The sequence below is a fragment of the Photobacterium salinisoli genome, assembly GCF_003614885.1.
Taxonomy (GTDB): Bacteria; Pseudomonadota; Gammaproteobacteria; order Enterobacterales; family Vibrionaceae; genus Photobacterium; species Photobacterium salinisoli.
Map to the genome: position 1 here is coordinate 645,390 of NZ_QZMS01000007.1, position 23,644 is coordinate 669,033.

Consider the following 23,644-nt stretch of genomic DNA (forward strand, 5'->3'; position numbering starts at 1 on the left):
AGTTAAGGGAAAGCCGCGGTGAGGGGTCAGACAGAGCAGAGGACTGGCTGGGTCGGGCGGTGTGTTTTTTGATAGTTTCAGTACTACCGATGTTAAGAGTCTGTGAAAAGCCAGCCAGCTTCATCAAAGAGGCTGAAATAGATAAATTAGGGCATGAGTATAAATAAGATGAATGAATACGGGAGTAGCATTTTTTTATTTTGTGGATTATAACAGCCCGGTAATACTGAATATTATTCTGCACTGCTTCATAGGTTACTGTCCCTGTATGTTTTTGACTTAACAGGCTGAAACAGGATGTTTTCATCCGTTTATGTGGCTTAATACGATGAGTAATTCGTGTGCTTTTACACATAAACAGTCTGTGAGAACATTCCAAGTTCAGGCAAAATTGGGTACTATCAGCAAAAGTTATCCCGCCAATTCCGGCAGGGTGCAGAGCCAAATCATATTGGAGATACAGCTTGATCAATGTATTCCTTGTAGATGATCACGAACTGGTTCGCACAGGGATCCGACGTCTTCTGGAAGATGTCCGTGGTATTAAAGTGGTAGGGGAAGCCATCAGTGGTGAGGACGCCGTAAAGTGGTGTCGAAACGAGCATGCCGACATAATCCTGATGGATATGAATATGCCAGGCATTGGTGGGCTGGAAGCGACGCGAAAGATCCTTCGCTTCAATCCGGATGTGAAGATTATCGTGCTGACTGTCCATACGGAAAACCCATTCCCGACAAAAGTGATGCAAGCCGGCGCTTGCGGTTACCTGACCAAAGGTGCCGGAGCGGATGAAATGGTCAACGCGATTCGTACGGTAAATAGTGGCCAGCGTTATATTTCGCCGGAAATTGCACAACAAATGGCGCTGAGCCAGTTTGCATCCAACTCAGAGAACCCGTTTAAGGATTTGTCTGAGCGTGAATTACAAATCATGATGATGATTACCAAAGGTCAGAAAGTGACCGAGATTTCCGAGCAATTGAACTTAAGCCCTAAAACGGTAAATAGCTACCGTTATCGCTTGTTTAATAAACTGGATATCAATGGCGATGTTGAACTGACCCACCTTGCAATTCGTCATGGCATGTTAGACACAGAGACCTTGTAGTGTCAGAAACCTTCGATGCAAAAAGTTTCCTGAAATCAGTCACAAATCAGCCTGGTGTATACCGAATGTATGACCAGGCTGGTGACGTTATTTATGTCGGTAAAGCAAAAGATCTGAAAAAACGGCTGGCGAGTTACTTTCGTGTTCAGGTGTCGAGCGAGAAAACCCGGGCGCTGGTTCGCAACATCTGTAAAATCGATGTCACTGTTACGCACACCGAAACAGAAGCTCTTATCCTCGAGCATAATTACATCAAGCAATACCTCCCTAAATACAATGTACTGCTGCGTGATGATAAGTCTTACCCCTATATTTTTCTGAGCGGTCAGCATCATCCGAAACTGGCGGTTCACCGGGGGGCGAAGAAACGCAAAGGTGAGTATTTCGGCCCGTATCCGGACTCAGGCGCTGTTCGCCAAAGCCTGCACCTTCTCCAGAAAATTTTTCCTATCCGGCAGTGTGAAGACTCGGTCTACGCCAATCGCAGCCGTCCTTGTCTGATGTATCAGATTGGTCGCTGCCTCGGCCCTTGTGTCAAGGGATTAGTCAGCGATGAGGACTATGCTGAACAGGTCAATTTCGTGCGTCTGTTCTTGCAAGGTAAAGACCGCCAGGTGATCAATTCGCTGGTAAACAAAATGGAAGTGGCCAGCCAGCAGCTCGCTTTTGAGAAGGCCGCGCGTTACCGGGATCAGATTCAGGCGTTGCGCCGGATACAGGAGCAGCAATTTGTCAGCCAGGACAGCGAAGATGATCTGGATGTCATAGGTATCGCTCACGATAAAGGCATGGCGTGTATTCATGCTCTCTTCATCCGTCAGGGCAAGGTGCTGGGCAGCCGAAGTTATTTTCCGCGTATGCCAGCCGATACCGATATGAACGAGGTGATCACCAGCTTCATCAGTCAGTTCTATTTCAATCAGGCGGAAGGGCGGACCATTCCCTCTGTTATTCTTGTCAGTGAGTCGTTGGGCGATGAGCAGGCGGCCTTGTCAACAGCGCTGACTGAAGTCGCAGGCCGTAAAGTCGAATTGCGTTCACAGGCCCGAGGCTATCGTGCCCGCTACCTGAAACTGGCGCAAACCAATGCCCAGACGGCATTAACCAGTAAACTCAATCATAAAATGACGGTTCATCAGCGTGTGACGGAGCTGCGTGAATTGCTGGGACTAGATTCACTTTCCCGTATGGAATGCTTTGACATCAGCCATACGATGGGCGAGAAAACGGTAGCTTCTTGTGTTGTCTTCAATCAGGAAGGGCCGGTCAAGGCAGAATATCGACGGTTTAATATTACCGGCATCACAGGGGGCGATGATTATGCCGCTATGGGACAGGTGTTAAACCGTAGGTATAGTAAACAGATTGATCCTGATAAGATCCCCGATATTATTTTTATCGACGGGGGCAAAGGACAGCTTTCCCGCGCCCATGAGGTGGTGAGCCCGTTGTGCCTTGACTGGCCTAAAAGGCCGTTACTGGTGGGGGTGGCGAAGGGCACAACCCGAAAACCTGGCCTGGAAACCTTACTGCTGGTCACCGGGGAAGAGTTTTCACTGCCTGGCGATTCACCGGCGTTGCATCTTATTCAGCATATTCGCGATGAAAGCCATGATCATGCTATCAGTGGTCACAGGGCACAGCGTGGAAAAGCCCGTAAACGGAGTACACTGGAAGATGTGGAAGGTATCGGGCCGAAACGCAGACAGGCATTGTTGAAATACATGGGGGGATTACAGGAACTGAAACGCGCAAGCAGGGAAGAAATCGAAAAAGTGCCGGGCATAAGCCGATCTCTGGCCGAAAAAATATACGACGCATTGCAACACGGCTAGCTTTGCGGCACCCTTAAGGTCTGTTTACAGCGGAAAGGTTTTCGTTGGCAGGCACAATACGTTAAACATAAGAACGAACAATATGCGCTTAACAATTCCAAATATCCTGAGTTTCGTCAGGCTGGTGCTCATTCCATTTTTCGTGATTACCTTCTACCTACCTTACGAATGGTCACCGTTTGCCACCGCTCTTATCTTCACCATAGCAGGTATCACAGACTGGTTTGACGGATACCTGGCCCGTAAGCTGAACCAGACCTCAAGATTCGGTGCTTTTATCGACCCGGTTGCCGATAAAGTCATGGTAGCAACGGCGCTGGTGCTGGTGACAGAACACTATCACTCCGTCTGGGTAACGATTCCGGCGATTACCATGATAGGCAGAGAGATCATCATATCAGCCTTGCGCGAGTGGATGGCTGAACTGGGCAAGCGTTCCAGCATTTCTGTTTCCTGGGTAGGCAAGGTGAAAACCGCTTCTCAGATGTTTGCTCTGGTGATGCTGATGTGGCATCCCAACGAACTGCTGGAGACTGTGGGTTTTGTTGCCCTCTACATGGCAACAATTTTGACCTATTGGTCAATGTATCTGTATCTGAAAGCCGCAAAGGGTGATTTACTCCACCCCGACAATATGTGACAGAACAATCACCTACCTATTTAGAGAAAGCGGCTTTGGCCGCTTTTCTTTTTCTCTTGTAACCAGTGTGTTGAAACAAAGTAGATGAATTTTTTTATTCAATCGCAAATTCTGCTTGGCAATGAAAAGCGCAATATGTTATTTTTCGCGCAATCTCAGGGGGCAACATATCTGAGACACATCCGTCATCATGAACTCAGGCTGATTGCATGTTGACGATCCGTAGGTACTGCTAGCGATGGCGCTGTCAGTAGAAGGGCATTAATAGTGCAATCTTGCGTAATGAAGCAAGGGCATCATTGAGGGAACCCAACTGTGAATACATTAACGTCTCTAACCCAAATCAGCTTTGTCTTACCCAATTGCAGTATTATTACTGAGCCTTGATCGTCCGATCACCATGTCTTCAGCTGACTATCTATCAAACTACAGTGATGTTTATCGCTGGGGCTGTTAGTTGTGTGCTGAGTGCGCTTTACCGATAAGTTACTGACTTATCAATGTCTTTTATACTCAAAAGTACCACCTTTGGTGGGCTTCACTATTTTGGATTAAAAACCAATGAGTAATGTGTTTGATTTTGACGATGTCAAGCATGCGTCCAATGTTCCTGTAGTTCATGACCTGTATGACCTGACACCAGATGAGTTGCTGCTCAGTCAGGAGCATTATGAGTCCGAAGTTCGCTCTTATCCGCGTCGTTTGCCGCTGGCGATTATGAAGGCGACAGGGGTATTGGTTGAAGACAGTCGTGGCCAGGTCTTTCTGGACTGCCTGGCCGGCGCAGGTACTCTGGCCCTGGGTTACAACCATCCTGAGATTAACCAAGCAATCATTGACCAGCTGAATGCGGGTATCCCGTATCAAACGCTGGACATGACGACACCAGTAAAAGATAAATTTATCCGTGAAGTGATGAACTTCCTGCCGGATGAGTTTGCTGCCAATGCTCGCATTCAATTCTGTGGTCCGTCTGGTGCAGACGCTGTAGAAGCCGCTATCAAGCTGGCAAAGCAAACCACTGGCCGTAACGTGATGATGGCCTTCCATGGCGCGTACCACGGTATGACCAACGGTACTATGGCCATGATGGGCAACCTGAACACCAAGGCACGCCGCCAGGGTCTGATGGCTGATGTCCACTTCATGCCGTTCCCTTACAGCCTGCGCTGTCCTTTTGGCATCGGCGGTGATGAAGGTGCCAAACAAACGCTGCGTTATCTGGAGCGTATGCTGAACGACGATGAAAGTGGCGTACAAAAGCCGGCTGCAATCATTGTTGAACCCGTACAGGGTGAGGGCGGCGTGATTCCTGCCCCGGCATTCTGGCTGCGTGAATTGCGCCGTATTACCAAAGAACACGGCATCCTGCTGATTTTTGATGAAATTCAGTGTGGTATCGGTAAAACCGGCTTCAATTTCGCGTTCGAAGAGTCAGGCATTACCCCAGACATCCTGTGCTTGTCTAAAGCTGTGGGTGGCGGTTTGCCTATGTCTGTGCTGATTTTCGACAAGTCGGTTGATACCTGGCGTCCGGGCGAGCACACAGGCACCTTCCGTGGTAATCAGCTGGCGATGGCAACCGGTGCAAAAGCACTGGAAATTATCCGTCGTGACAACCTGGTTGAGCATGCCCGCGTGGCGGGTCAATACCTGCGCGAAGGTCTGGAGCGCATTGCAACTTACGTTGACTGCATCGGCGAAGTGCGTGGCAAAGGCCTGATGCTGGGTGTTGAGATCGTCAAAGGCGGTAAGAAAAACAAATTCGGTGAGCCGGAAGCGGATCCTCAACTGACAATGCAAATTCAGCGTGCTGCGCTGGAGCGTGGTCTGATCATTGAGAAAGGCGGCCGTCAGGGTTCTGTCCTGCGCTTCCTGCCACCTTTGATCATCAGCCTGGAGCAAATTGATTTTGCGCTGGATGCTCTGAGCAAAGCGATTATCGCTACTGCCGGTCCGGCAAAAGTGGTTGAAAAGTCAGCGGTAAGCGATGCCGACAAATGGCGCTCTTTCTTCATCCAGACAGGTGAAGGCGGTGCTGATCAGTTCGAAGCGGCGCTGAACCAGACAACTAAAGTACTGAAACAAGTTTTTGAAAGTACCACTGCGCCATACTCAGGTATGGAGCCACAGGTGCTGAAAAACCTGATCAACAATATTGAGCTGAATGATCAGCAACTGCCGCTGGATGCCGTTATTGATCAGGCTGGCGAGCTGATTGCCAAGAACTCAATCATTGTTCAGCACCCGAACTGCATTGCGCACCTGCACACGCCACCTCTGGTACCGGCTGTAGCGGCTGAAGCATTTATTGCTGCCCTGAATCAATCTATGGATTCATGGGATCAGTCAACGGCTGCCACCTTTGTTGAGCAGAAAGTGGTCGACTGGCTGTGTGGTGTCTATGGTTACGACAAGCAAGCTGATGGTGTATTCACCAGCGGTGGTACGCAAAGCAACCTGATGGGTTTGTTGCTGGCACGTGACCGTTTTGCAGATATCCAGTCGGGTCATAACATTCAGAAGCAAGGTCTGCCTGAGTATGCCGGCAAGATGCGTATTCTGTGCTCGAAGAAATCTCACTTTACTGTGCAGAAGTCAGCTTCGCTGATGGGCCTGGGTGAGCATGCGGTAGAAACCGTGGATACGCATCCGGACGGCACCATCAAACTGGCGTCGCTGGTAACACGTATTGATGAGCTCAAACGTGATGGTTTGCTGCCGTTTGCGGTAGTGGGTACTGCGGGTACCACAGACCACGGTGCGATTGATGACCTGGATGGTCTGGCAGATATCGCCGCTCAGAACAAGATGTGGCTGCATGTAGACGGTGCATACGGTGGTGCGCTGATCCTCAGCCGTCACAAAACGCGTCTGCATGGCATAGAGCGTGCTGATTCGATCAGTGTGGACTTCCACAAGCTGTTCTATCAACCAATCAGCTGTGGTGCAGTGATCATCAAAGACAAGAGTAACTTCAAGTATCTGCTGCACCATGCAGATTACCTGAACCGCGAAGACGATGTCGTTCCTAACCTGGTTGATAAGTCTATCGCGACGACCAAGCGTTTTGATGCACTGAAAGTACTGATGACAATGCAAGCTGTCGGGACACATTCACTGGGTGCTATGTATGACCACCTGCTGGGTCAGACACAACAGGTTGCAGACATGATTAACCAGTCAGAAGAGTTTGAACTGCTGGCTGATCCTGCGCTGTCGACAGTACTGTTCCGCTATGTCGGAAATACAGAGGCTGATCTGGACCAATTGAATAAAAAATTGCGTTTTGAGGCCCTGGTGAAAGGTGTTGCAGTATTGGGTGAAACCGTAGTTGATGGCAAAATTGCACTCAAGCTTACGATTCTCAACCCATGTCTGACTATGGCAGATTTTGAGAACCTGCTAAATGAAGTTAACCAGCTTGCTTGTTCACTGGTTGACTGAATGACGTGGCTTGCTCCAGTGGGGCTGGAGCAAGCCAATGATTTATCTGAAGAAGACGGAATGAATTAAATGGCAATTTTACAAATCGGTGCTGGGGGTGTTGGCTGGGTTATTGCCCATAAAGCTGCTCAAAACAATGATGTGTTAGGTGATATTACTATCGCTTCGCGTACTGTGAACAAGTGCGAACAGATCATTGAATCCATCAAGGGTCGCAACAATATGAAAGATCCAGGCAAGAAGCTTGAGGCTCGTGCCGTGGATGCTGACGATGTCGATGCCCTGGTGGCACTGATCAAAGAGGTTCAGCCAGATCTTGTTATTAACGCTGGTCCTCCTTGGGTTAACGTTGCAATCATGGAAGCCTGTTATCAGGCGAAAGTGTCCTATCTGGATACATCAGTGGCGGTTGACCTGTGTAGCGAAGGCCAGCAAGTGCCAGAAGCCTATGACCCTCAGTGGGCTTTCCGTGACAAATTTGCAGAAGCTGGCATTACAGGCATTCTGGGTGCCGGTTTCGATCCGGGCGTAGTCAGCGTATTTGCTGCCTATGCAGTGAAGCACCTGTTTGATGAGATTGATTCAATCGACGTAATGGACGTCAACGCTGGCGATCACGGTAAGAAATTTGCGACCAACTTCGATCCTGAAACCAACATGCTGGAAATTCAGGGCGACTCTTTCTACTGGGAAGACGGTGAGTGGAAGCAGGTTGGCTGCCACACCCGTATGATGGAATTTGATTTCCCGCTGGTCGGCTCACAAAAAGTGTACTCAATGGCGCACGACGAAGTGCGTTCAATGAAAGAATTTATTCCGGCGAAACGTATCGAATTCTGGATGGGCTTCGGTGACAGTTACCTGAACTATTTCAACTGCATGCGCGACATCGGTTTGCTGAGTCCTGATCCTGTCACACTGGGTGACGGTACTGTGGTTGAGCCACTGAAAGTGCTGAAAGCCCTGTTGCCTGACCCTACCACACTGGCACCGGGTTACACAGGTAAAACCTGTATCGGTACCTGGGTGCAGGGCACCAAAAGTGGCGAGCCTCGCAGCGTATTCATCTACAACAACGCTGATCATGAAGTGGCTTACAAAGATGTTGAGCATCAGGCGATTGCCTACACCACAGGTGTTCCTGCGATTACTGCGGCATTGCAGTTCTTTGCGGGTAAGTGGGCGGATGCTGGTGTGTTCAATATGGAACAACTGGATCCGGACCCGTTCCTGGCAACCATGCCGAAAATTGGTCTGGACTGGCATGTTCAGGAGCTGGAACCTCGCCAGCCACTGATTAATATTCTCAAGTAAGTCACCGACTGTTGAGTTAACTATATTCAAGCCGGCGTTGGAAACGACACCGGCTTCTTTAGATAGAAGCTTAGAATATGCAGCATCCTGAATTAAAAACCCCGTATTTCATGATTGATGAGAGCAAACTGATCCGCAATCTTGAAATTGCCAAGAAACTGAAAGAATTATCCGGCGTTAAACTGGTTCTGGCCCTGAAATGTTTCTCTACCTGGGGTGTGTTTGACATCATCAAACCCTACCTGGACGGCACAACCAGCAGCGGCCCGTTTGAAGTGAAGCTGGGTTATGACACTTTCGGCGGTGAAACGCATGCTTACAGCGTGGGTTACAGCGAAGACGATGTGAAAGAAGTCGCGGATATCTGCGATAAAATGATTTTTAACTCGCAAAATCAGCTGGCTGCACACCGCCATTTGGTGGAAGGCAAGGCTGAACTGGGTCTGCGTCTTAACCCCGGTGTCAGTTATGCAGGTCAGGATCTGGCCGACCCTGCACGTCAGTTCTCTCGTCTGGGTGTTCAGATCAATCACATTAACCCGGAAGTATTTAGCAGCATTGACGGCGTGATGTTCCACATGAATTGTGAAAACAAAGATGTGGATGCCTTTATTTGTTTGCTGGATGACATTTCTGCGCAGTTCGGCACTTATCTGGATCAGCTGAAATGGGTGAGTCTGGGTGGCGGTGTTTTCTTCACCTGGCCGGGTTACGATGTTGAGAAACTGGCAGCAGCACTGAAAGCGTTTTCTGAAAAACATGGCGTTCAGCTTTATCTGGAGCCGGGTGAAGCCATTATTACTCAAACCACAGATCTGGTGGTGACGGTTGTTGATATCGTAGAAAACGAGCTCAAAACTGCCATTGTCGACAGTGCGACAGAAGCGCACCGTCTGGATACCTTAATCTATAACGAACCTGCTTCGATCCGCGGCGCAAGCGAGAGCGGTGATCACCGCTACGTGATTGGCAGTTGTTCATGTCTGGCTGGTGATCAGTTCTGTGTCACGCAGTTTGATCAGCCGCTGGAGATTGGTCAGCGTCTGCACATTATGGACAGCGCCGGTTATACCATGGTGAAACTGAACTGGTTCAACGGCCTGAAAATGCCGTCGATTTACTGCCAGCGTGCGAATGGCGACGTGCAAAAGCTGAATGAATTCGGCTATGAAGACTTCAAGCGTTCCTTGTCACAATGGTCGGTTAATTAAGATTCTGCCAAGTAAAAAAATTGAAGGCCGGTCACTGACCGGCCTTTGTTTTATCGGAGACACCAACACTTTGGTGCAGTTTTTAACTGGTTGAGAGAAAATTTGAGCAAATAAACGCAAAATACTAATTAGTGTTTGACTCAAATTTTAAAATCAGTAAATTAGCACCCGTACCGCAACAAATGAAGCGGTATCACAAAATGGCGCGTTGGCAGAGTGGCTATGCAGCGGATTGCAAATCCGTGTACCTCGGTTCGACTCCGGGACGCGCCTCCATATTTGATTGAAGTGATGCTTTCACTTTGATCCTGCAAGACATCAGGAACCCAGCTATCAGGCTGGGTTTTTTGATCCAATCGCTATTGCACTCCGTTGTTTTCAGACAGGCGATTCAGAAAATCATCCCACGCATCCAGTTTGCCAAAGAAAGACTGTACCGGGACCGATTGCCTTTTTCCCTGCTTTTCCACCATCATCGATGGATAACCCTGAAGCTGATACTGCATCATTTGTCGGATGGATTCTGAGATAGCATCCTGTTCATTCGTTGCTGCAAATGTTGCGTGCCAGACATCCGCGTCAATCCCCATTGCCTGTGCCAACTCAGCAAGTACTGCAGGGGCATGCACGGTTTTTCCCAGTTGATAATGAGCAATCTGGATCCGTTTTAGCATCTCTAATGCTGATTTTCCGCAGTGACCGGCTGCCAGAATGGCACGTATCGGCACTATTGAATCAAGAACAACGGAGTTTGCATGTCGCATTTTTGCCAGATAGGCATCGCTAAAGATGACGCCACTCAGGGCATGGATACGCTGATCACTGTCAAGAAAGTGCCTGCGGCTTGCTTGGTCTATCGTTCGGTTGTTGAACAAGCCACCGGGATGCAGTACGAGCTCTATATCCTTGCGTTCAGCCAGGTGTTCGATTAGCGGGGCGGCGCCGTAGCACCAGCCGCAAAGAGGGTCGTAAAAGTAATGGACTGTCGCCGCAGTATTTACCATTTCATCTCTCCCATATGGACTTTTGCACCTATGCTCAGCGCCATCGGCAGGCCTGCGTCGGGGTAGCGTTTCTCCATGGTGTCGATGACTTGCTGACTGTTGTCACTGGATTTCACGGTTTGCTGAAATGCCTTCAGGTAATTCAGCGCAAACGTGATGTTGTCAGCTGTCATTGGTGTGCCGGCTTTCATGTGGCCCGGAATGACAGTTTGTGGCTGCAGTGCCTGCATAGCTTCCAACTGCTGTGTCCAGGCGGTTTGCTCAGCAGGTGTCTGCGCATCTGCCATCCACAGGTGAACGTTACCGTATACGGCAACATTGCCCAGCACGGTTTTACTGGACGGGATCCACAGGTAAGGGCGGTGCGCCAGCTTGCCATTGGTACCAAGAATGTCAATGGTTTCACCCTCAACCGTTAAAGTGGTTTGCTCATACGCGTCAGGGAGCAAGGTCTTCACTGGTGCGTTATCACCCATTTTGGGTGTCCAGAATGCCAGTTTGCCCGCCATTTTCTCTTTTATCACCGCACGCACTGCAGGCGTGGTGATCAGGCGCACTTCAGGAAACTGCTCTTTAAGCACTTGTGCGCCAAAGTAATAATCCGGATCGGCCTGGCTGATAAAAATGGTTTTCAGTGTTTTGCCACTGTCGAGCACCATAGCAGCAATGCGCATGGCATCGGCACGGGTAAAACCGGTATCGACCAGCATGGCCTCATGCTCACCATAGACCAGCGTGGCATTGACATGAAAGCTGTTGCCATCGGCGTTGTAAACCTGGGTTGAAAGCGGCGCCGCTTCGGCCAGAGTGGCAGTAGAAAGTGCCACAAGTGAGGCTGCCATTAAAATTGTCTTTTTCATGTGTTCGCTCCAGCGAATGTCATTGGGAATGGCATGCATCATAGTGATTTAACTTGATTGGATATAGAATCAATTATCAACAACATTGTTTCTTAAATCGGACAAATTAATGGACAGACTCACGGCAGCAAAAGTGTTTATTGATGTCGCCACAACCGAAAGTTTCACCACGACAGCCGATCGACTGGAGATGTCACGCTCTATGGTGACCCGCTATATCGCTACCATGGAGGAATGGATGAAAGCCCGGCTGTTACAGCGAACCACCCGCAAAGTGGCGTTAACAACAGCGGGCCAGCAGTGTCTGAAAGATATCAAGCTTTGGGTAGAGCAGGCGGAGCACATTGCGGTGACCTTGCTGCCTTCAGACCGGCTCACCGGCCATGTCAGGTTAACGACCAGTATGTCCTTTGCTCATGCACAGCTTGCTAAGGCGATACAGTCATTTTTAGCGCTCAACCCGGAGGTATCTGTTGAGATAGATGTCCGTGATCAGATAACAGACCTGATTGCCGAAAGATTTGATTTGGCTATCCGTATTGCTATGGCGCCGGACCCGTCATTAATCGGTAAACCGATAGCACGTTGCGACTCTGTCATTGTGGCTGCTCCTTCCTATCTCGAGCGATCGCCTGCTATACAGATGCCGGCGGATCTCAGCCATCATCAATGCCTTGGCAATCGCAGTTTCGAGCAGCATGTGTGGCATCTGACAAAAAATAGTCACACAGAATCGGTAGAAGTGAAGTGCCGATTTATTTCAAACGAAGCTACCGTATTGAAAGCCGCGGCAATAGAAGGAGCGGGAATAGCCGTACAACCCTGTTATCTTGTGAATGAAGACATTCAAGCCGGCAAGTTAGCCGTGGTGTTAGCCGACTGGGTACCCAAATCAATGTCAGTATATGCACTTTATCCCGCAAGAGAATATCTATTGCCGGTGGTAAGAGGGTTGATCGATTATTTGGCGCACTATTTTAGCGATATTGATTCAAGTGGCAAAAAAGATAAATGTTAACTGTAACTAAAGGTGAACATGTTGTGTAACGCAGAAAGTAACCATAAAGCAGTCAAACCGGATAATAGGGCAAATATTCCTAAAATTGACGAACAGATGGCTTTATGGCTATGACTGATATAGTAAGGCTAGATTTTTATGTGGTTTTTTCTTGAAGTTGGCAGGCGAGCACATATTCGCGTTGTGAAAGTACTTTAGCATATCCTCATATGGTATATTGCGCGCTCAATTTTTGATCTGGTCAGTGAGTTGGGCTCGGCGTGAAATCAGGCATTATCAACATCAATTTAGCTGTAAACCGGAATCGGTTGTTAGAAATCTTTGATGCGGGCAGTGAGGGCCTGTGGGAGCTGACGCCAGGGAATGTGGTGCAATTTTATAACACGCGTTTTTATGAAAATTTTGACGTGACCTTGAATGGTTCCCCGATGGATGAGTGGATTGCCATTATGCATCCGGAAGATATTGAACAATTCCAGAAGAATGTGAATCAACAGGTGACGGAGAAAATCAGCTATTTTACCAGCCAATACCGGATTCGGAATCGGCAGAATGAATATCGCTGGATTGAAGCTGTTGGTGTATTGAATACTGATGAGCATGGCGAATTGCTGTCTATGGTTGGATGTCACAAAGATGTAACAGAAAAAAAATTGCACGATGAAAAATTGTTTCAGTTGGCTTACCAGGATTCACTAACGGGTTTATGGAATCGCCGGCAATTGGTTGAGCAACTCAAAGCGATGCAGGCAGACGGCTTAGCGGGCATCATTATTACTTTTGGGTTGACGAAATTTAGCCAGTTTGTTGAAGTTTTTGGTTTTGAGGCCGGTAACAATTTAATAAAACTCTGTGCTGAAACGATTACTGAAGTTTTTACGGATACGGATCTTATCTTCCGTTCGTATTCCGACGAATTTGTCGTCATGCTCAAAGGCAGTCCTGATAGAGCATCACTATGTTGCACGATTAAAAAAGCGGTCACGCTGTTCGATCAACGTTTTCGTGCTGTTCACGACACCACAATTCAAAAGTTAAATGCCGGAGTTTATCAATTGCCCGGTGGTTCCGCAGTGGCTGAAGATGTAGAGTCAATTTTATATAAATCTATGTTGATCATGAGATATGGCAAAGAGAAAGACTCGCGCATTGCATTTTATGCAGACGATGAGCAACGAGCCATTGAGCGACATCTTTTTCTGGAAACCGGCATAGAGAAATCTATCCAGGATGATGAATTCTATTTAATGTTCCAGCCGATAGTCTGCGCAACGACTGGAAAAATCAAAAGTGTTGAATCTTTGCTTCGCTGGCACAGTGCCAGTTATGGCGAAATTAATCCGGGCGAGTTTATTGGCATAGCAGAAGCAAACCAGGATATTGTCCCTTTGGGGTATCATGTATTGCATCTGGCGTGTTCATACATAGCTGAATACCGTAAGCAGCACCAGCATGATTTTAAAGTATCGGTGAACATCTCTGTCATTCAGTTGATGCAGGCAGATTTTGTCCGTCAGTTTTTGGCGATTGTCAATCAGTACCAACTCTCTTCGAGTTATCTGGCTGTTGAAGTGACGGAATCGGCGGTATTAGAAACCAATGCATTTGCTGTTGAACAGTTACTGCTTCTTAATGATTTAGGTTTTTCCATTTCTTTGGATGACTTCGGTTCAGGCTATTCTTCATTTAACACCTTTTTTTCTATTCCTTTTACCCAGCTCAAATTAGATCGATGCATTGTAAAAAAAATGGCTGAAGATTCATCTGTGTACTCCTATGTTAAATTCCTGGTGGCGATGTGTCGTGAAAAAGGGATTTCTGTGGTCGCAGAAGGTATCGAAGATCTTTCTCAGGTTGAACTAGTCAGAGAAACCGGTATTGGTTTAATACAAGGCTACTACTTCTATCGGCCTATGGTCGGCGAGAAGCTATTGGAATTAGGTAAAGATCTGGCTAAGTATTGCTAAAAAGTGACTCAGTTACTACAGAGCATAATGGATCGTGCTCTGTGTGATCTGGACTGAGGTGAAGTGCTTGCCTGAATGAACTTGTTGTATGCGCATATCTTTTCGACCTGACTTTTCAATACATTGCCAGGTCATCGTTCTTTAGTATCTCTATGAACCAGTATGTTTAACTGTTTTCACGGACAGGCCAATTATTCAATATTGTTGATATTTTAATCGCATATCCTTATGTGGTATATTGCGCGCCTCATTTTTTACAGACAATCAACTGGGCATAACGTGAAATCTGACATTATCGACAATAACGTTGTTAATAATCAGCATAGGTTGTTGGAAATATTCGATGCTGGCAGTGAAGGTTTGTGGGAAATGACACCGGATAATACGGTGAACTTTTATAACACTCACTTTTATGAAAACTTCGATGTGTCATTACACGGTTCACCACTGGATGAATGGATTACCATTATGCATCCGGACGACAAAAGCCAGTTTATTCAAAATATTAACACTCAGGTGACTGAGAAAATAACCCGTTTCACCAGCCAGTACCGTGTGCGTAACCGACAGGGGAAGTATCACTGGATTGAAGCGGTCGGTGTTATTCATGCTGATGACAGTGGTAATCTTCTGTATATGGTCGGTGCCCATAAAGATATTACTGAAAAAAAACACTATGAAGATAAGCTATACCAGTTGGCGTATTGTGATTCACTGACTGGCCTGAATAACAGACGTAAATTAGTGGAAACACTGGCAGAGTTGCTTGAAGCTCAAAGGCAGGCAGCGGTCATGACGTTTGGTGTGAATAAAATCAACCAGCTAATGGATGTATTTGGATATCAAGCGGGTAACAGTATCATTTTACTTTTCGCTGAGTGTCTGAAAGAAGCCTTTGGTTCGAAAAACGTCTACAGAACTCAGTCAGATGAATTTGTAGTGTTACAGAACGGTACTTACTCTGAAGCCGTATTGAAACAACAGATTGGTTTGGTTCTGACTGATTTTGAGCAACGCTTTCATTCATTTCATCATTCGACATTACAGGTAATGACTGTGGGTGTTTATTTGTTGATGGAAAATGACTACCTTAATGAAGATCCAGAATCGCTGTTATATAAGTCAACGCTAATTATGCGGCACGGCTCAGAAAGAGACGCCTGTATTTCATTCTATGCTGATGATGAAAAGCGATCGATTGAACGCCATCTTTTTTTAGAAACAGGGATAAAAAAAGCCATTTCCGACAATGAGTTTTATTTGCTGTTTCAGCCCCTTATCTGTGCCTCAACAGGGAAAATAGTGAGTGTGGAATCTCTGGTTCGCTGGAACAGCGTTCGCTATGGCGGGATCATGCCAGGTGAATTTATCAGCGTAGCAGAAGAAAACGGAGACATTGTCGAGTTGGGTTACCATGTTTTTGTGCTGGCATGTGAATTTTTGAATCAATACAGGCAGACTCACTCCAATGTTATTAAGACCTCAGTCAATGTATCGGTTATACAGCTGATGCAGCCTGACCTTGTTGCCCATTTTCTGGCCATTGTCCAACACTATCAATTAAAACCTGAATATCTGACGATAGAAATAACAGAATCTGTCATTCTTGAATCGAACCCTTTTGCCGTTCAACAGTTGTTAGCACTGGAGAAAGCAGGATTCACCATTTCCCTAGATGACTTTGGCTCGGGTTATACCTCTTTCAACACCTTTTTTTCTATTCCGTTCACCCAGCTCAAACTGGACAGAACCATTATCAAAAAAATGGAAGAGGATGCTTCAGTCCGTACCTATGTGAAATTTCTGGTGAATATGTGTAACGAAAAAGGGGTTACTGTGGTTGCTGAAGGTGTTGAAGACATAGCCCAGGCTGAACAGGTGAAAAAAGCCGGTGTTGATTTGATGCAGGGGTTTTATTTTTATAAGCCCATGAGCGGCAAGGCGCTTATTGAAATTTAAGCCGTATCAATTCACCTTTCTACAGTCATGCATATTGACAGTCGGTCCTTGCACTATAACCGCTAAGTCAGCGTCTCTAGCATCAAGGCGCTTTCCTGTATCTGGGCATTGGTTAACTTTATTTAAGTTTGGCTGCAAAATCCTGGATTAAGCTGGGCATATCGAAGTCCGGGCTAAACCGCCCGCGAAAAACACCTTCAGGGTCAATAATCGAAAACTTGATAGAATGCGCAACGCTGTAGTCTTCCTTGTTTGCTGAGACTTCAAACCGGATACCAAGACTGTCGGCAAATAGCTTTATCTGCGCTTCGCTTCCTGTTACACCGAGAATTGAGGCATCAAAGTATTGCAAATACTGGCTGAGCTCGGCAACGGAATCCCGCGTGGGATCAACAGACACAAAAACAAAAGCGACGTTATGTTTACCTGGGTTTTCTGTCAGGACTGCAGAGAGTCTTGATAGCTGTGCCAAACTGGTTGGGCAGATGTCAGGGCAATGGAGAAAGCCAAATAAGACTATGCTCCAATGTCCCATTAACGATTGGTTATTAAATTCACCGGCTTCAGATTCAAGACTAAAATTTGCCAGACTGCGCGGGTTGTCCAGCCATTCAATGGCTTGTTGTGTCCTGGGTTCGGGGGCTACGATAGCCAGTGTTGCCCCCAAGGCGATACTCAGGCTAAGTAACAGAAAAACACGCTTTGTACTATTCATGCGCCTGTCCCTTATAACTGGTCACAATCAGCCACAGCGCCAGCAAGGCGGGCAGTGTAACGCCGCCAAAATCAATGACCAGAAATTCAGGCCCACAAATGCCAGCAAGTACTTCCCACACATGGAAAATGGCGTGGCCGACTAACCAGGCAGTCGGCATCAACCAAAGTGCCAACCTTTGCCGGGTGTAAATGGCTCCCCAAATAAAAGCCACACCGATCAGGCTGTAATTCATGCCAATATCGCGCAGAAAATGCTGATTGAACGGTCCGCGGTCCGGCACACCCGGCACCATCCAATACCAGGGTTCAGGGGCGATCGTCATCAATACGCCGTTAGCCAATGCTGCCAATCCGAGCAGTACTGCTATTCTGATGCTCCATTTATTCAGCATTCTTAGTCTCCCCGGCTATAGCAGATCCCCGCTCAGGAGTGATTGATGATGCGTTGATCTGAATGCGATGACAGCTTCTCCCGTGGCCCAACGTGTATTTCAGGGCCGGATACACCCGATAAGAACTGATGGCAAAACCAATCGTAATCAGCCCTTTGGGACCCCACAACACCAGTATTTTCTCACGATAATCATCCGCTTCAGGATGATGAGCCAATACACATTCAGTAAATTTCACTACCAGGGCAATATCTTCAGTCAGATTGTTTAAGTCTTTATCAATAATGGCTTGTACCGTATCCGGGCTTATTTTTGCCTCCAAGGCCATGTTCACCGCCAATTGTGTGCATGGGCCGCAATCGTCCGAGAGAATGGCGCGTATTCTGGCGGCATACAACGGTCCTGCGGGCATATTACCCGAATGAGAAGACATGGTCTGAAATCCCATAAATTTCAGAAAAGCCCCAAGATCGTTTTTCAGAATATCCTGCTGATAACGAATGTCGTAATCGTAACGGTTTTTGAATGCCAGCAGCATTTTGCTCAACAGATAGCGAATCATATTGGGTCCTTAGTATTTGACTGATAGTGAGATGACAACACAGGGTTTTCCGCATTTTCCTGTGCCTGGACAGGCTTGAATAACAGAAAGAGGCACGCGAGAAAGACCAGAGCGCTGGCATAGAGCATGCTCGAAAAGTTACCGTTATCTAATAAGCCGGCAGCGAGCAGGGGGCCGGTCGCTAAACCGACAGAAGAAACAACAGCAGCCAGCGCTGAAAGGCGGCCTGTACCGTCCATTTCAGCCGTTACCGCTAACAAATAAGACTGAACTGCAGGCCAGGAAAAAAACAGCAGCGTCATTGAAGCGACATAAAGAAGCGGGGTTAGCGGTGTGACGCTGAGCAATAGCGCGGAAATGATCGACAGAGCAACACCAGTGATAACCCAGGATAAACGACCAAAACGGTTACCGTTTATCACAGGTAGCATAGCTCCCAACAGTCCCAGCAATCCGGTTATTGCGATATACAGACTGACATTATTCGCGCTAATGCCCGCACCGAGGCCAATGCGCCCGACATAAGTCCAGATGGCACTGGCGGCAACCTGATAGGCAGTGATGGCCAGCAGTAATAACACCGTGTTTCCATTCAGTTCAGACAACAACACCGATTGCTTGACTGGCTTGTGATCAGTCGCAAGAGAAGGCAGAAACAGCATCATAATCAGGCTCAGTAAGGCAAAGCCTGCCATGACATAAAAAACCGCATGAGCACTCAGCAGCGTTTCGAGTGCCGGCAGCAGATAAATCACTAAAGCGCCCAGGCTGAACTGGATAAGTAACAAGGTGCCAAAAGCACGATCTGTATTGCTTAACCTGGCCAGTACAGAAAAGCCGATACCGACACAAAGTCCACCGAATAGCCCGGCTAAAAAGCGCCAGCCGAGCATGACGCCGTAATCTTCAATCCATAACGTCCCTGTATCCATAACAGCTAACATGGCTAAAAACGTATACATGGCCGGTTGCCAACGCATTCGGCGCACCAGGAATATAGCGATCGTGCTGCCCAAAAGGCCTCCGTAGCCATTGAGTGCAACAATCTGTCCGGCTTGTGTATCACTAAAACCAATATTGCCCGCGAGTGCATTAACTACACCCGGAAGAAAATTAATATAGGAAAGCCCAGCCATAGTGATAAATGCCAGGAAAAAATAGGCCAGAGGATGATTAGCGGATACTCTTCTGAACATAAAACCTCATTGATGTAATACGGTTTGTTGTTGGAGCGTGAATATTAAGATTCAGAAAAGGGAAGAAAAATAGGCCGAAATCCCTTTGAGTCGTGAATACTATTCATGAGTCTTTATTGTTATAGTCAGCCAACGGATAAACATTTGATGCTCAGTGAATGGATAAACTCAGGTCGTTAGAAATATTTTTAGCCACATGTGATGGTGAGAGCTTTGCTGCAGCGGCACGCGCCTGTAACACTGATCCATCCACAGTCAGTAAGGCAATCAGTCGTCTGGAAGCGCAGTTAGGACTGACGCTTTTTCAGCGTTCAACCCGGCAATTGCGTATCACCGACGCGGGTCAGCGCTATGCCGATACAGTGCGTAAGATGATTCAGGATCTCACCGTCTGCGAAGATGAACTCAAGCATCTGAATGATTCACCCTGCGGTATTCTGCGCATCAGTTCGGCCGTCTGTTATGGCCATCTCTATCTTCGTCCCTTGCTGCAGGCATTCTGCCAGCGTTACCCAGCTATCCAGTTAGATCTTGAAATCAATGATTTACATGCAGATATCATTGAAAACGATATTGATGTCGCGCTGCGCACGGGTTATGTCAAGGACAGTCGGCTGGTGGCCCGGCGCCTGAGCCCAATGGACTTTCTTGTCTGCGCCTCACCAGATTATTTAGCCGCACAAGGCACACCCCAATGTGGTGATGACTTTCACCATCACAGCTGGATTGGTTTTCGGATCAAAGAGACACAACAACTACAACCCATCTTTTTGCCGGATGAGCAGGGTGAATATGTTCCTTACGAATTAAAACGGACTCATATCACTGATGATGGCGAAACCATGGCCAATATGTGTGCCGATGGTCTGGGCTTTGCTCAACTACCTCACTTTCTTGCAAAACAGGGCTTGAACGACGGCAGCTTAGTGTCACTGTATTCCTATTTCAGGCCGCCACAGCCTGATAATGGTGTGTTTGCCATCTACCCTAAGCGCGAATATTTGCCCGCCAAAGTCAGAGTGTTTATTGAATTTATGACAACTTCTTTAGCCGCGATGGGCGAAAGCACAAATCACACCTGGGCTGAAAACTGGGTGCCTCTTGTGGGTGATTCACGGAAACTTGGCGGGTAGTTAAATAATGCGTTTTATTATTAATGTGAATGAGTGGAAAATTCAATTTGAATATCAATTATTTTAGCTACGATGCTGGTGGTTTTATTTGCTTTAAATCTGTCTTGTAATATTGTGAAAGGGATTTGTGTTAATAAAAATATTCATTGGTTTTTGATTCTATAAGTATATATCCCAGAAGTGAAGTTATGGGTGTATTTTATATCGGTAGAAAATCATGATTCTCATCACATATTGTACAGGGGTAATTAAATATTTCCATTTTAATTCATTTATTTATATTTGATGGTTTTATTTTTATGGCTGTTAACAAGGTGAAGGGTACATATTGTGATCTAAATATTGCTGTTACGGCGTATCTCTGCACCAAAATAGAGCCTATTCACAATGTCATTAATTTCTTAACGCGATAATCATCAGTTTTCCTACAGTGTTTGAAGTTTTTTCGTGATTTGTTTGAAAAATGAAACTGTACCTACACCAAACACAAAGGAAAGACAATGACATTAAAAAAACATATCTCTGCAGCGGTTGTTCTGAGTTGCAGTCTGCTCAGTACGGCACCTGTGATAGCGCAGGAAGTGCCGAGAACAGCTTTCGTTCATTTATTTGAGTGGCGCTGGAATGATATCGCAACGGAATGTGAAACCTTCCTCGGACCAAAAGGGTTTTCGGCCGTTCAGGTATCACCACCGCAGAAGAGTGTCAGCAATTCAGCCTGGTGGGCGCGTTATCAACCCATGAGCTACTCGTTTGAGGGGCGAAGTGGCGGCCGCGCCGAGTTTGCCGATATGGTGCAACGCTGTCAGGCTGCTGGCGTTGATATCTATGTTGATGCTGTGATTAACCACATGGCTGCACAGGACAGATATTTTCCCGAAGTGCCTTATAGCGCAGACGATTTTCATACCTGCACAGACGATATTAATTACAGCGATCGCTGGTCAATTCAAAATTGTGACCTGGTGGGTTTGAATGACCTGAAAACTGAATCTGAGTATGTGCGCCAGAAAATTGCAGATTATATGAATGATGCATTGAGCATGGGGGTGGCCGGTTTCCGGATTGATGCTGCAAAACATATCCCTGCTGCAGACATAGCCGCCATCAAGAATAAGCTCAATGGTAATCCTTATATTTTTCAGGAAGTGATTGGTGCTGCCGGCGAGCCGGTACAGACCAGCGAATACACTTATATTGGTGATGTCACAGAGTTTAATTTTGCCCGAGCTATCGGCCCTAAATTTAAGCATGGCGGCATCAAAGAACTGAATGGCATTGGCTCCTGGAGTGGTTGGTTGCCCAGTGACAGTGCTGTCACTTTTACTACAAACCATGATGAAGAGCGTCATAATCCGCAACAGGTGCTCAGCCATCAGGACTTCGGCAATCTGTATTTCCTTGGCAATGTATTTACGCTGGCGTATCCCTACGGCTACCCCAAAGTCATGTCAGGATATTACTTTGATAGCTTTGACGCGGGCCCGCCTTCCACCGGCGTTCATTCCGGCAATGCCTGCGGATTTGATGGCGGCGACTGGGTGTGTGAACACAGATGGCGTGGTGTCGCAAATATGGTCGCTTTCCGAAACCATACTGCAACCGAATTCCGTGTTACCAACTGGTGGGACGATGGCAGCAACCAGATTGCTTTTGGCCGGGGTGGCTTAGGCTTTGTAGCCATCAATCGCGACGATTCTAAAGTGATCAGCCAAAATTTGATGACGGGCATGCCGGAAGGTGAGTACTGTAATATTATCGCGGGTAACTTTGATGCCCAGTCAGGCAGTTGCAGCGGTCCGACGATTCAGGTCGACAGTCTGGGGTATGCGCATTTTGATGTCGCTTCTCATGATGCCGCAGCCATTCATGTCGGCGCGAAACTGGGGCAGGGATGTACATCTGATTGTGGTGAGACAGTTATCACTAAGGTATGTTTCGATAACCCGCAGAACTTCAGCCAGCCAACAGTCTATTACTGGAATGTGTCTGCGTCAGAACCTGTCGCCGATGCAACCTGGCCTGGCGTATTGATGGTTCAGGAAGGAGGCAGCTACTGCCATGATTTCGGGGTCAATCTGAGCACACTCAATGTTATTTTCAGTGATCAGGGAAACAACCAGACAGCCGATCTCAGCGCTTCCAATCCAAATCTCTGTTATCAGGACGGTGTTTGGCGCGATATTTCAGACTGTCTCTCCGGCGCTTCTGGCGGCAGTGAAACCTGGTATTTCCGTGGTACATCGAATGGCTGGGGCTTAACTGAGATGCAGTTTGATTCGCAGACTGGCTTGTATACAAGCACGCAAAGCTTCAATGGCGAAGAATCACCCGCCCGTTTTAAAATTGACGACGGCAACTGGTCGGAATCCTACCCGTCGGCCGATTATCAGGTAACCGATTTTGCCACTTACACCATTACGTTTGACAGTGATAGTAAGGCAATAACGGTTATGCCAGAGTAATTGAGCATTTTGCTGAACAGCCTATGCAACCGGTAAACCCGTCAATATCGGTTACGACAAAGAAGTGGATTGTGCGCATACCTGGATACGCGTTCATCGGGTAGGGTAATTGTTAGTTTTAAGCAAGAATGGCCATCACTGATACTGATGGCCATTTTTTATACGCAAATCTATCGGAGACGTTGTTAAGACTTAACCAGTGAAAGAGGTCTCTATTGATCTGATATAAGGGTTTTATTTATACGGTGTAGCTAAGAAAAATTTTTGCTTCTTTATTGAGTCGTGATTGGGTGAGGTTGAAATACGATACACATCTTGTTTACAGGCTGAATGGCAAAATTTGGCTTTATTCTATAAATATGCGCTAGCTTCATGTTTCCATAATGGATATTATTGCCACCTTGTAATTTGGTGTCCATCCGTCAAAAATATGACGGGCACTTGGTTTGTTACTTGTGATTTAATCTCACTTTCTTGGTTGGCATGAAAAAAATAATAGGTTTGTTATTAGCTACAGTGCTTGCTGTAGTTGTTGGTAATTACTATCTCTGGCATAGCGCAGACGCAGAGATAGAGCCTACAGAGCAGGAGTTCGCTCAGGACCCTGCTGATCCCCTGCTTCTCGAAGATAAATATTCTGTTGATAAGCTGAACTCACAAGTGAGTGTTCAGCAGCTGAGAAAACTGATTCTAAAGGATGAGCAGGAAACACTTGCAGAACCCTCAGACCTTCAGCAAGACATTCAAGATTACGATCTCAATCAACTGGATGAAGATATTTCCTCATTACAACAATATTTGAATAAGGAATAATA

Annotated in this window: 18 protein-coding genes and 1 tRNA gene; 13 read left to right on the forward strand and 6 right to left on the reverse strand. The window is 46.9% G+C overall.

What is annotated here, in order from left to right:
* Positions 1 to 464 precede the first annotated feature (464 nt).
* The 7 genes from uvrY to D6M16_RS03660 all read left to right on the forward strand — a co-directional run bounded on the left by uvrY (position 465) and on the right by D6M16_RS03660 (position 9,832).
* Positions 465 to 1,109 (forward strand): UvrY/SirA/GacA family response regulator transcription factor, encoded by a 645-nt coding sequence (uvrY, locus tag D6M16_RS03630; RefSeq protein WP_027252441.1) that lies wholly within the window; start codon positions 465 to 467, stop codon positions 1,107 to 1,109.
* A complete protein-coding gene (gene uvrC, locus D6M16_RS03635; RefSeq protein ID WP_120510612.1) occupies positions 1,109 to 2,944 on the forward strand; it encodes an excinuclease ABC subunit UvrC in 1,836 nt (611 codons plus the stop codon). The genes uvrY and uvrC overlap by 1 nt, the downstream gene beginning before the upstream one ends.
* 82 nt (positions 2,945 to 3,026) lie before the next feature.
* On the forward strand, positions 3,027 to 3,584 hold the full coding sequence (pgsA, locus tag D6M16_RS03640; RefSeq protein ID WP_120510613.1) for a CDP-diacylglycerol--glycerol-3-phosphate 3-phosphatidyltransferase: 558 nt from the start codon (positions 3,027 to 3,029) through the stop codon (positions 3,582 to 3,584).
* 561 nt (positions 3,585 to 4,145) lie between these two features.
* The gene (locus D6M16_RS03645; protein WP_120510614.1) at positions 4,146 to 7,031 is read left to right on the forward strand and encodes a pyridoxal phosphate-dependent class III aminotransferase; all 2,886 of its coding nucleotides are present in this window, start codon (positions 4,146 to 4,148) and stop codon (positions 7,029 to 7,031) included.
* Positions 7,032 to 7,100: 69 nt separating this feature from the next.
* Positions 7,101 to 8,345 (forward strand): carboxynorspermidine synthase, encoded by a 1,245-nt coding sequence (locus tag D6M16_RS03650; protein ID WP_120510615.1) that lies wholly within the window; start codon positions 7,101 to 7,103, stop codon positions 8,343 to 8,345.
* Between the two features lie 77 nt (positions 8,346 to 8,422).
* The gene (nspC, locus tag D6M16_RS03655) at positions 8,423 to 9,556 is read left to right on the forward strand and encodes a carboxynorspermidine decarboxylase (RefSeq protein WP_120510616.1); all 1,134 of its coding nucleotides are present in this window, start codon (positions 8,423 to 8,425) and stop codon (positions 9,554 to 9,556) included.
* A gap of 202 nt (positions 9,557 to 9,758) precedes the next feature.
* Positions 9,759 to 9,832: transfer RNA gene (locus tag D6M16_RS03660), tRNA-Cys, on the forward strand.
* 83 nt (positions 9,833 to 9,915) lie between these two features.
* Here the strand turns inward: D6M16_RS03660 and D6M16_RS03665 are convergent.
* Complete coding sequence (locus D6M16_RS03665; RefSeq protein ID WP_120510617.1) at positions 9,916 to 10,560, reverse strand: DsbA family protein; 645 nt, start codon at positions 10,558 to 10,560, stop codon at positions 9,916 to 9,918.
* Entirely contained in the window at positions 10,554 to 11,420 is an 867-nt protein-coding gene (locus D6M16_RS03670; RefSeq protein ID WP_120511856.1) for an MBL fold metallo-hydrolase, read from the reverse strand. Before D6M16_RS03670 ends, D6M16_RS03665 begins: the two co-directional genes overlap by 7 nt.
* A 109-nt stretch (positions 11,421 to 11,529) precedes the next feature.
* On the opposite strand from D6M16_RS03670, the gene D6M16_RS03675 reads away from it, so the two are divergent.
* The 3 genes from D6M16_RS03675 to D6M16_RS03685 all read left to right on the forward strand — a co-directional run bounded on the left by D6M16_RS03675 (position 11,530) and on the right by D6M16_RS03685 (position 16,364).
* The gene (locus D6M16_RS03675) at positions 11,530 to 12,438 is read left to right on the forward strand and encodes a LysR family transcriptional regulator (RefSeq protein ID WP_120510618.1); all 909 of its coding nucleotides are present in this window, start codon (positions 11,530 to 11,532) and stop codon (positions 12,436 to 12,438) included.
* 260 nt (positions 12,439 to 12,698) lie between these two features.
* Positions 12,699 to 14,405 (forward strand): bifunctional diguanylate cyclase/phosphodiesterase, encoded by a 1,707-nt coding sequence (locus D6M16_RS03680; protein WP_120510619.1) that lies wholly within the window; start codon positions 12,699 to 12,701, stop codon positions 14,403 to 14,405.
* A 279-nt stretch (positions 14,406 to 14,684) separates the two neighbouring features.
* Positions 14,685 to 16,364: a putative bifunctional diguanylate cyclase/phosphodiesterase gene (locus D6M16_RS03685; RefSeq protein ID WP_162940918.1), complete on the forward strand. Its 1,680-nt coding sequence runs from the start codon at positions 14,685 to 14,687 to the stop codon at positions 16,362 to 16,364.
* A 118-nt stretch (positions 16,365 to 16,482) separates the two neighbouring features.
* On the opposite strand, the gene D6M16_RS03690 is transcribed toward D6M16_RS03685, so the two are convergent.
* From D6M16_RS03690 to D6M16_RS03705, 4 genes are read right to left on the reverse strand one after another with little or no spacing between them, the layout of a single operon-like run.
* A complete protein-coding gene (locus D6M16_RS03690; protein ID WP_120510621.1) occupies positions 16,483 to 17,079 on the reverse strand; it encodes an SCO family protein in 597 nt (198 codons plus the stop codon).
* The gene (locus D6M16_RS03695) at positions 17,072 to 17,473 is read right to left on the reverse strand and encodes a hypothetical protein (protein WP_120510622.1); all 402 of its coding nucleotides are present in this window, start codon (positions 17,471 to 17,473) and stop codon (positions 17,072 to 17,074) included. The genes D6M16_RS03690 and D6M16_RS03695 overlap by 8 nt, the downstream gene beginning before the upstream one ends.
* Positions 17,463 to 18,011 (reverse strand): hypothetical protein, encoded by a 549-nt coding sequence (locus D6M16_RS03700; RefSeq protein WP_205576827.1) that lies wholly within the window; start codon positions 18,009 to 18,011, stop codon positions 17,463 to 17,465. Before D6M16_RS03700 ends, D6M16_RS03695 begins: the two co-directional genes overlap by 11 nt.
* 20 nt (positions 18,012 to 18,031) lie before the next feature.
* Positions 18,032 to 19,231: an MFS transporter gene (locus tag D6M16_RS03705; protein WP_120510624.1), complete on the reverse strand. Its 1,200-nt coding sequence runs from the start codon at positions 19,229 to 19,231 to the stop codon at positions 18,032 to 18,034.
* Between the two features lie 158 nt (positions 19,232 to 19,389).
* Between D6M16_RS03705 and D6M16_RS03710 the strand changes: the two genes are divergently transcribed.
* From D6M16_RS03710 to D6M16_RS03720, 3 genes are all read left to right on the forward strand, one after another.
* Positions 19,390 to 20,364 (forward strand): LysR family transcriptional regulator, encoded by a 975-nt coding sequence (locus D6M16_RS03710; protein WP_120510625.1) that lies wholly within the window; start codon positions 19,390 to 19,392, stop codon positions 20,362 to 20,364.
* Between the two features lie 500 nt (positions 20,365 to 20,864).
* Complete coding sequence (locus tag D6M16_RS03715) at positions 20,865 to 22,829, forward strand: starch-binding protein (protein WP_120510626.1); 1,965 nt, start codon at positions 20,865 to 20,867, stop codon at positions 22,827 to 22,829.
* A gap of 483 nt (positions 22,830 to 23,312) precedes the next feature.
* Complete coding sequence (locus D6M16_RS03720; protein WP_120510627.1) at positions 23,313 to 23,642, forward strand: hypothetical protein; 330 nt, start codon at positions 23,313 to 23,315, stop codon at positions 23,640 to 23,642.
* The last annotated feature ends 2 nt before the right edge of the window (positions 23,643 to 23,644 follow it).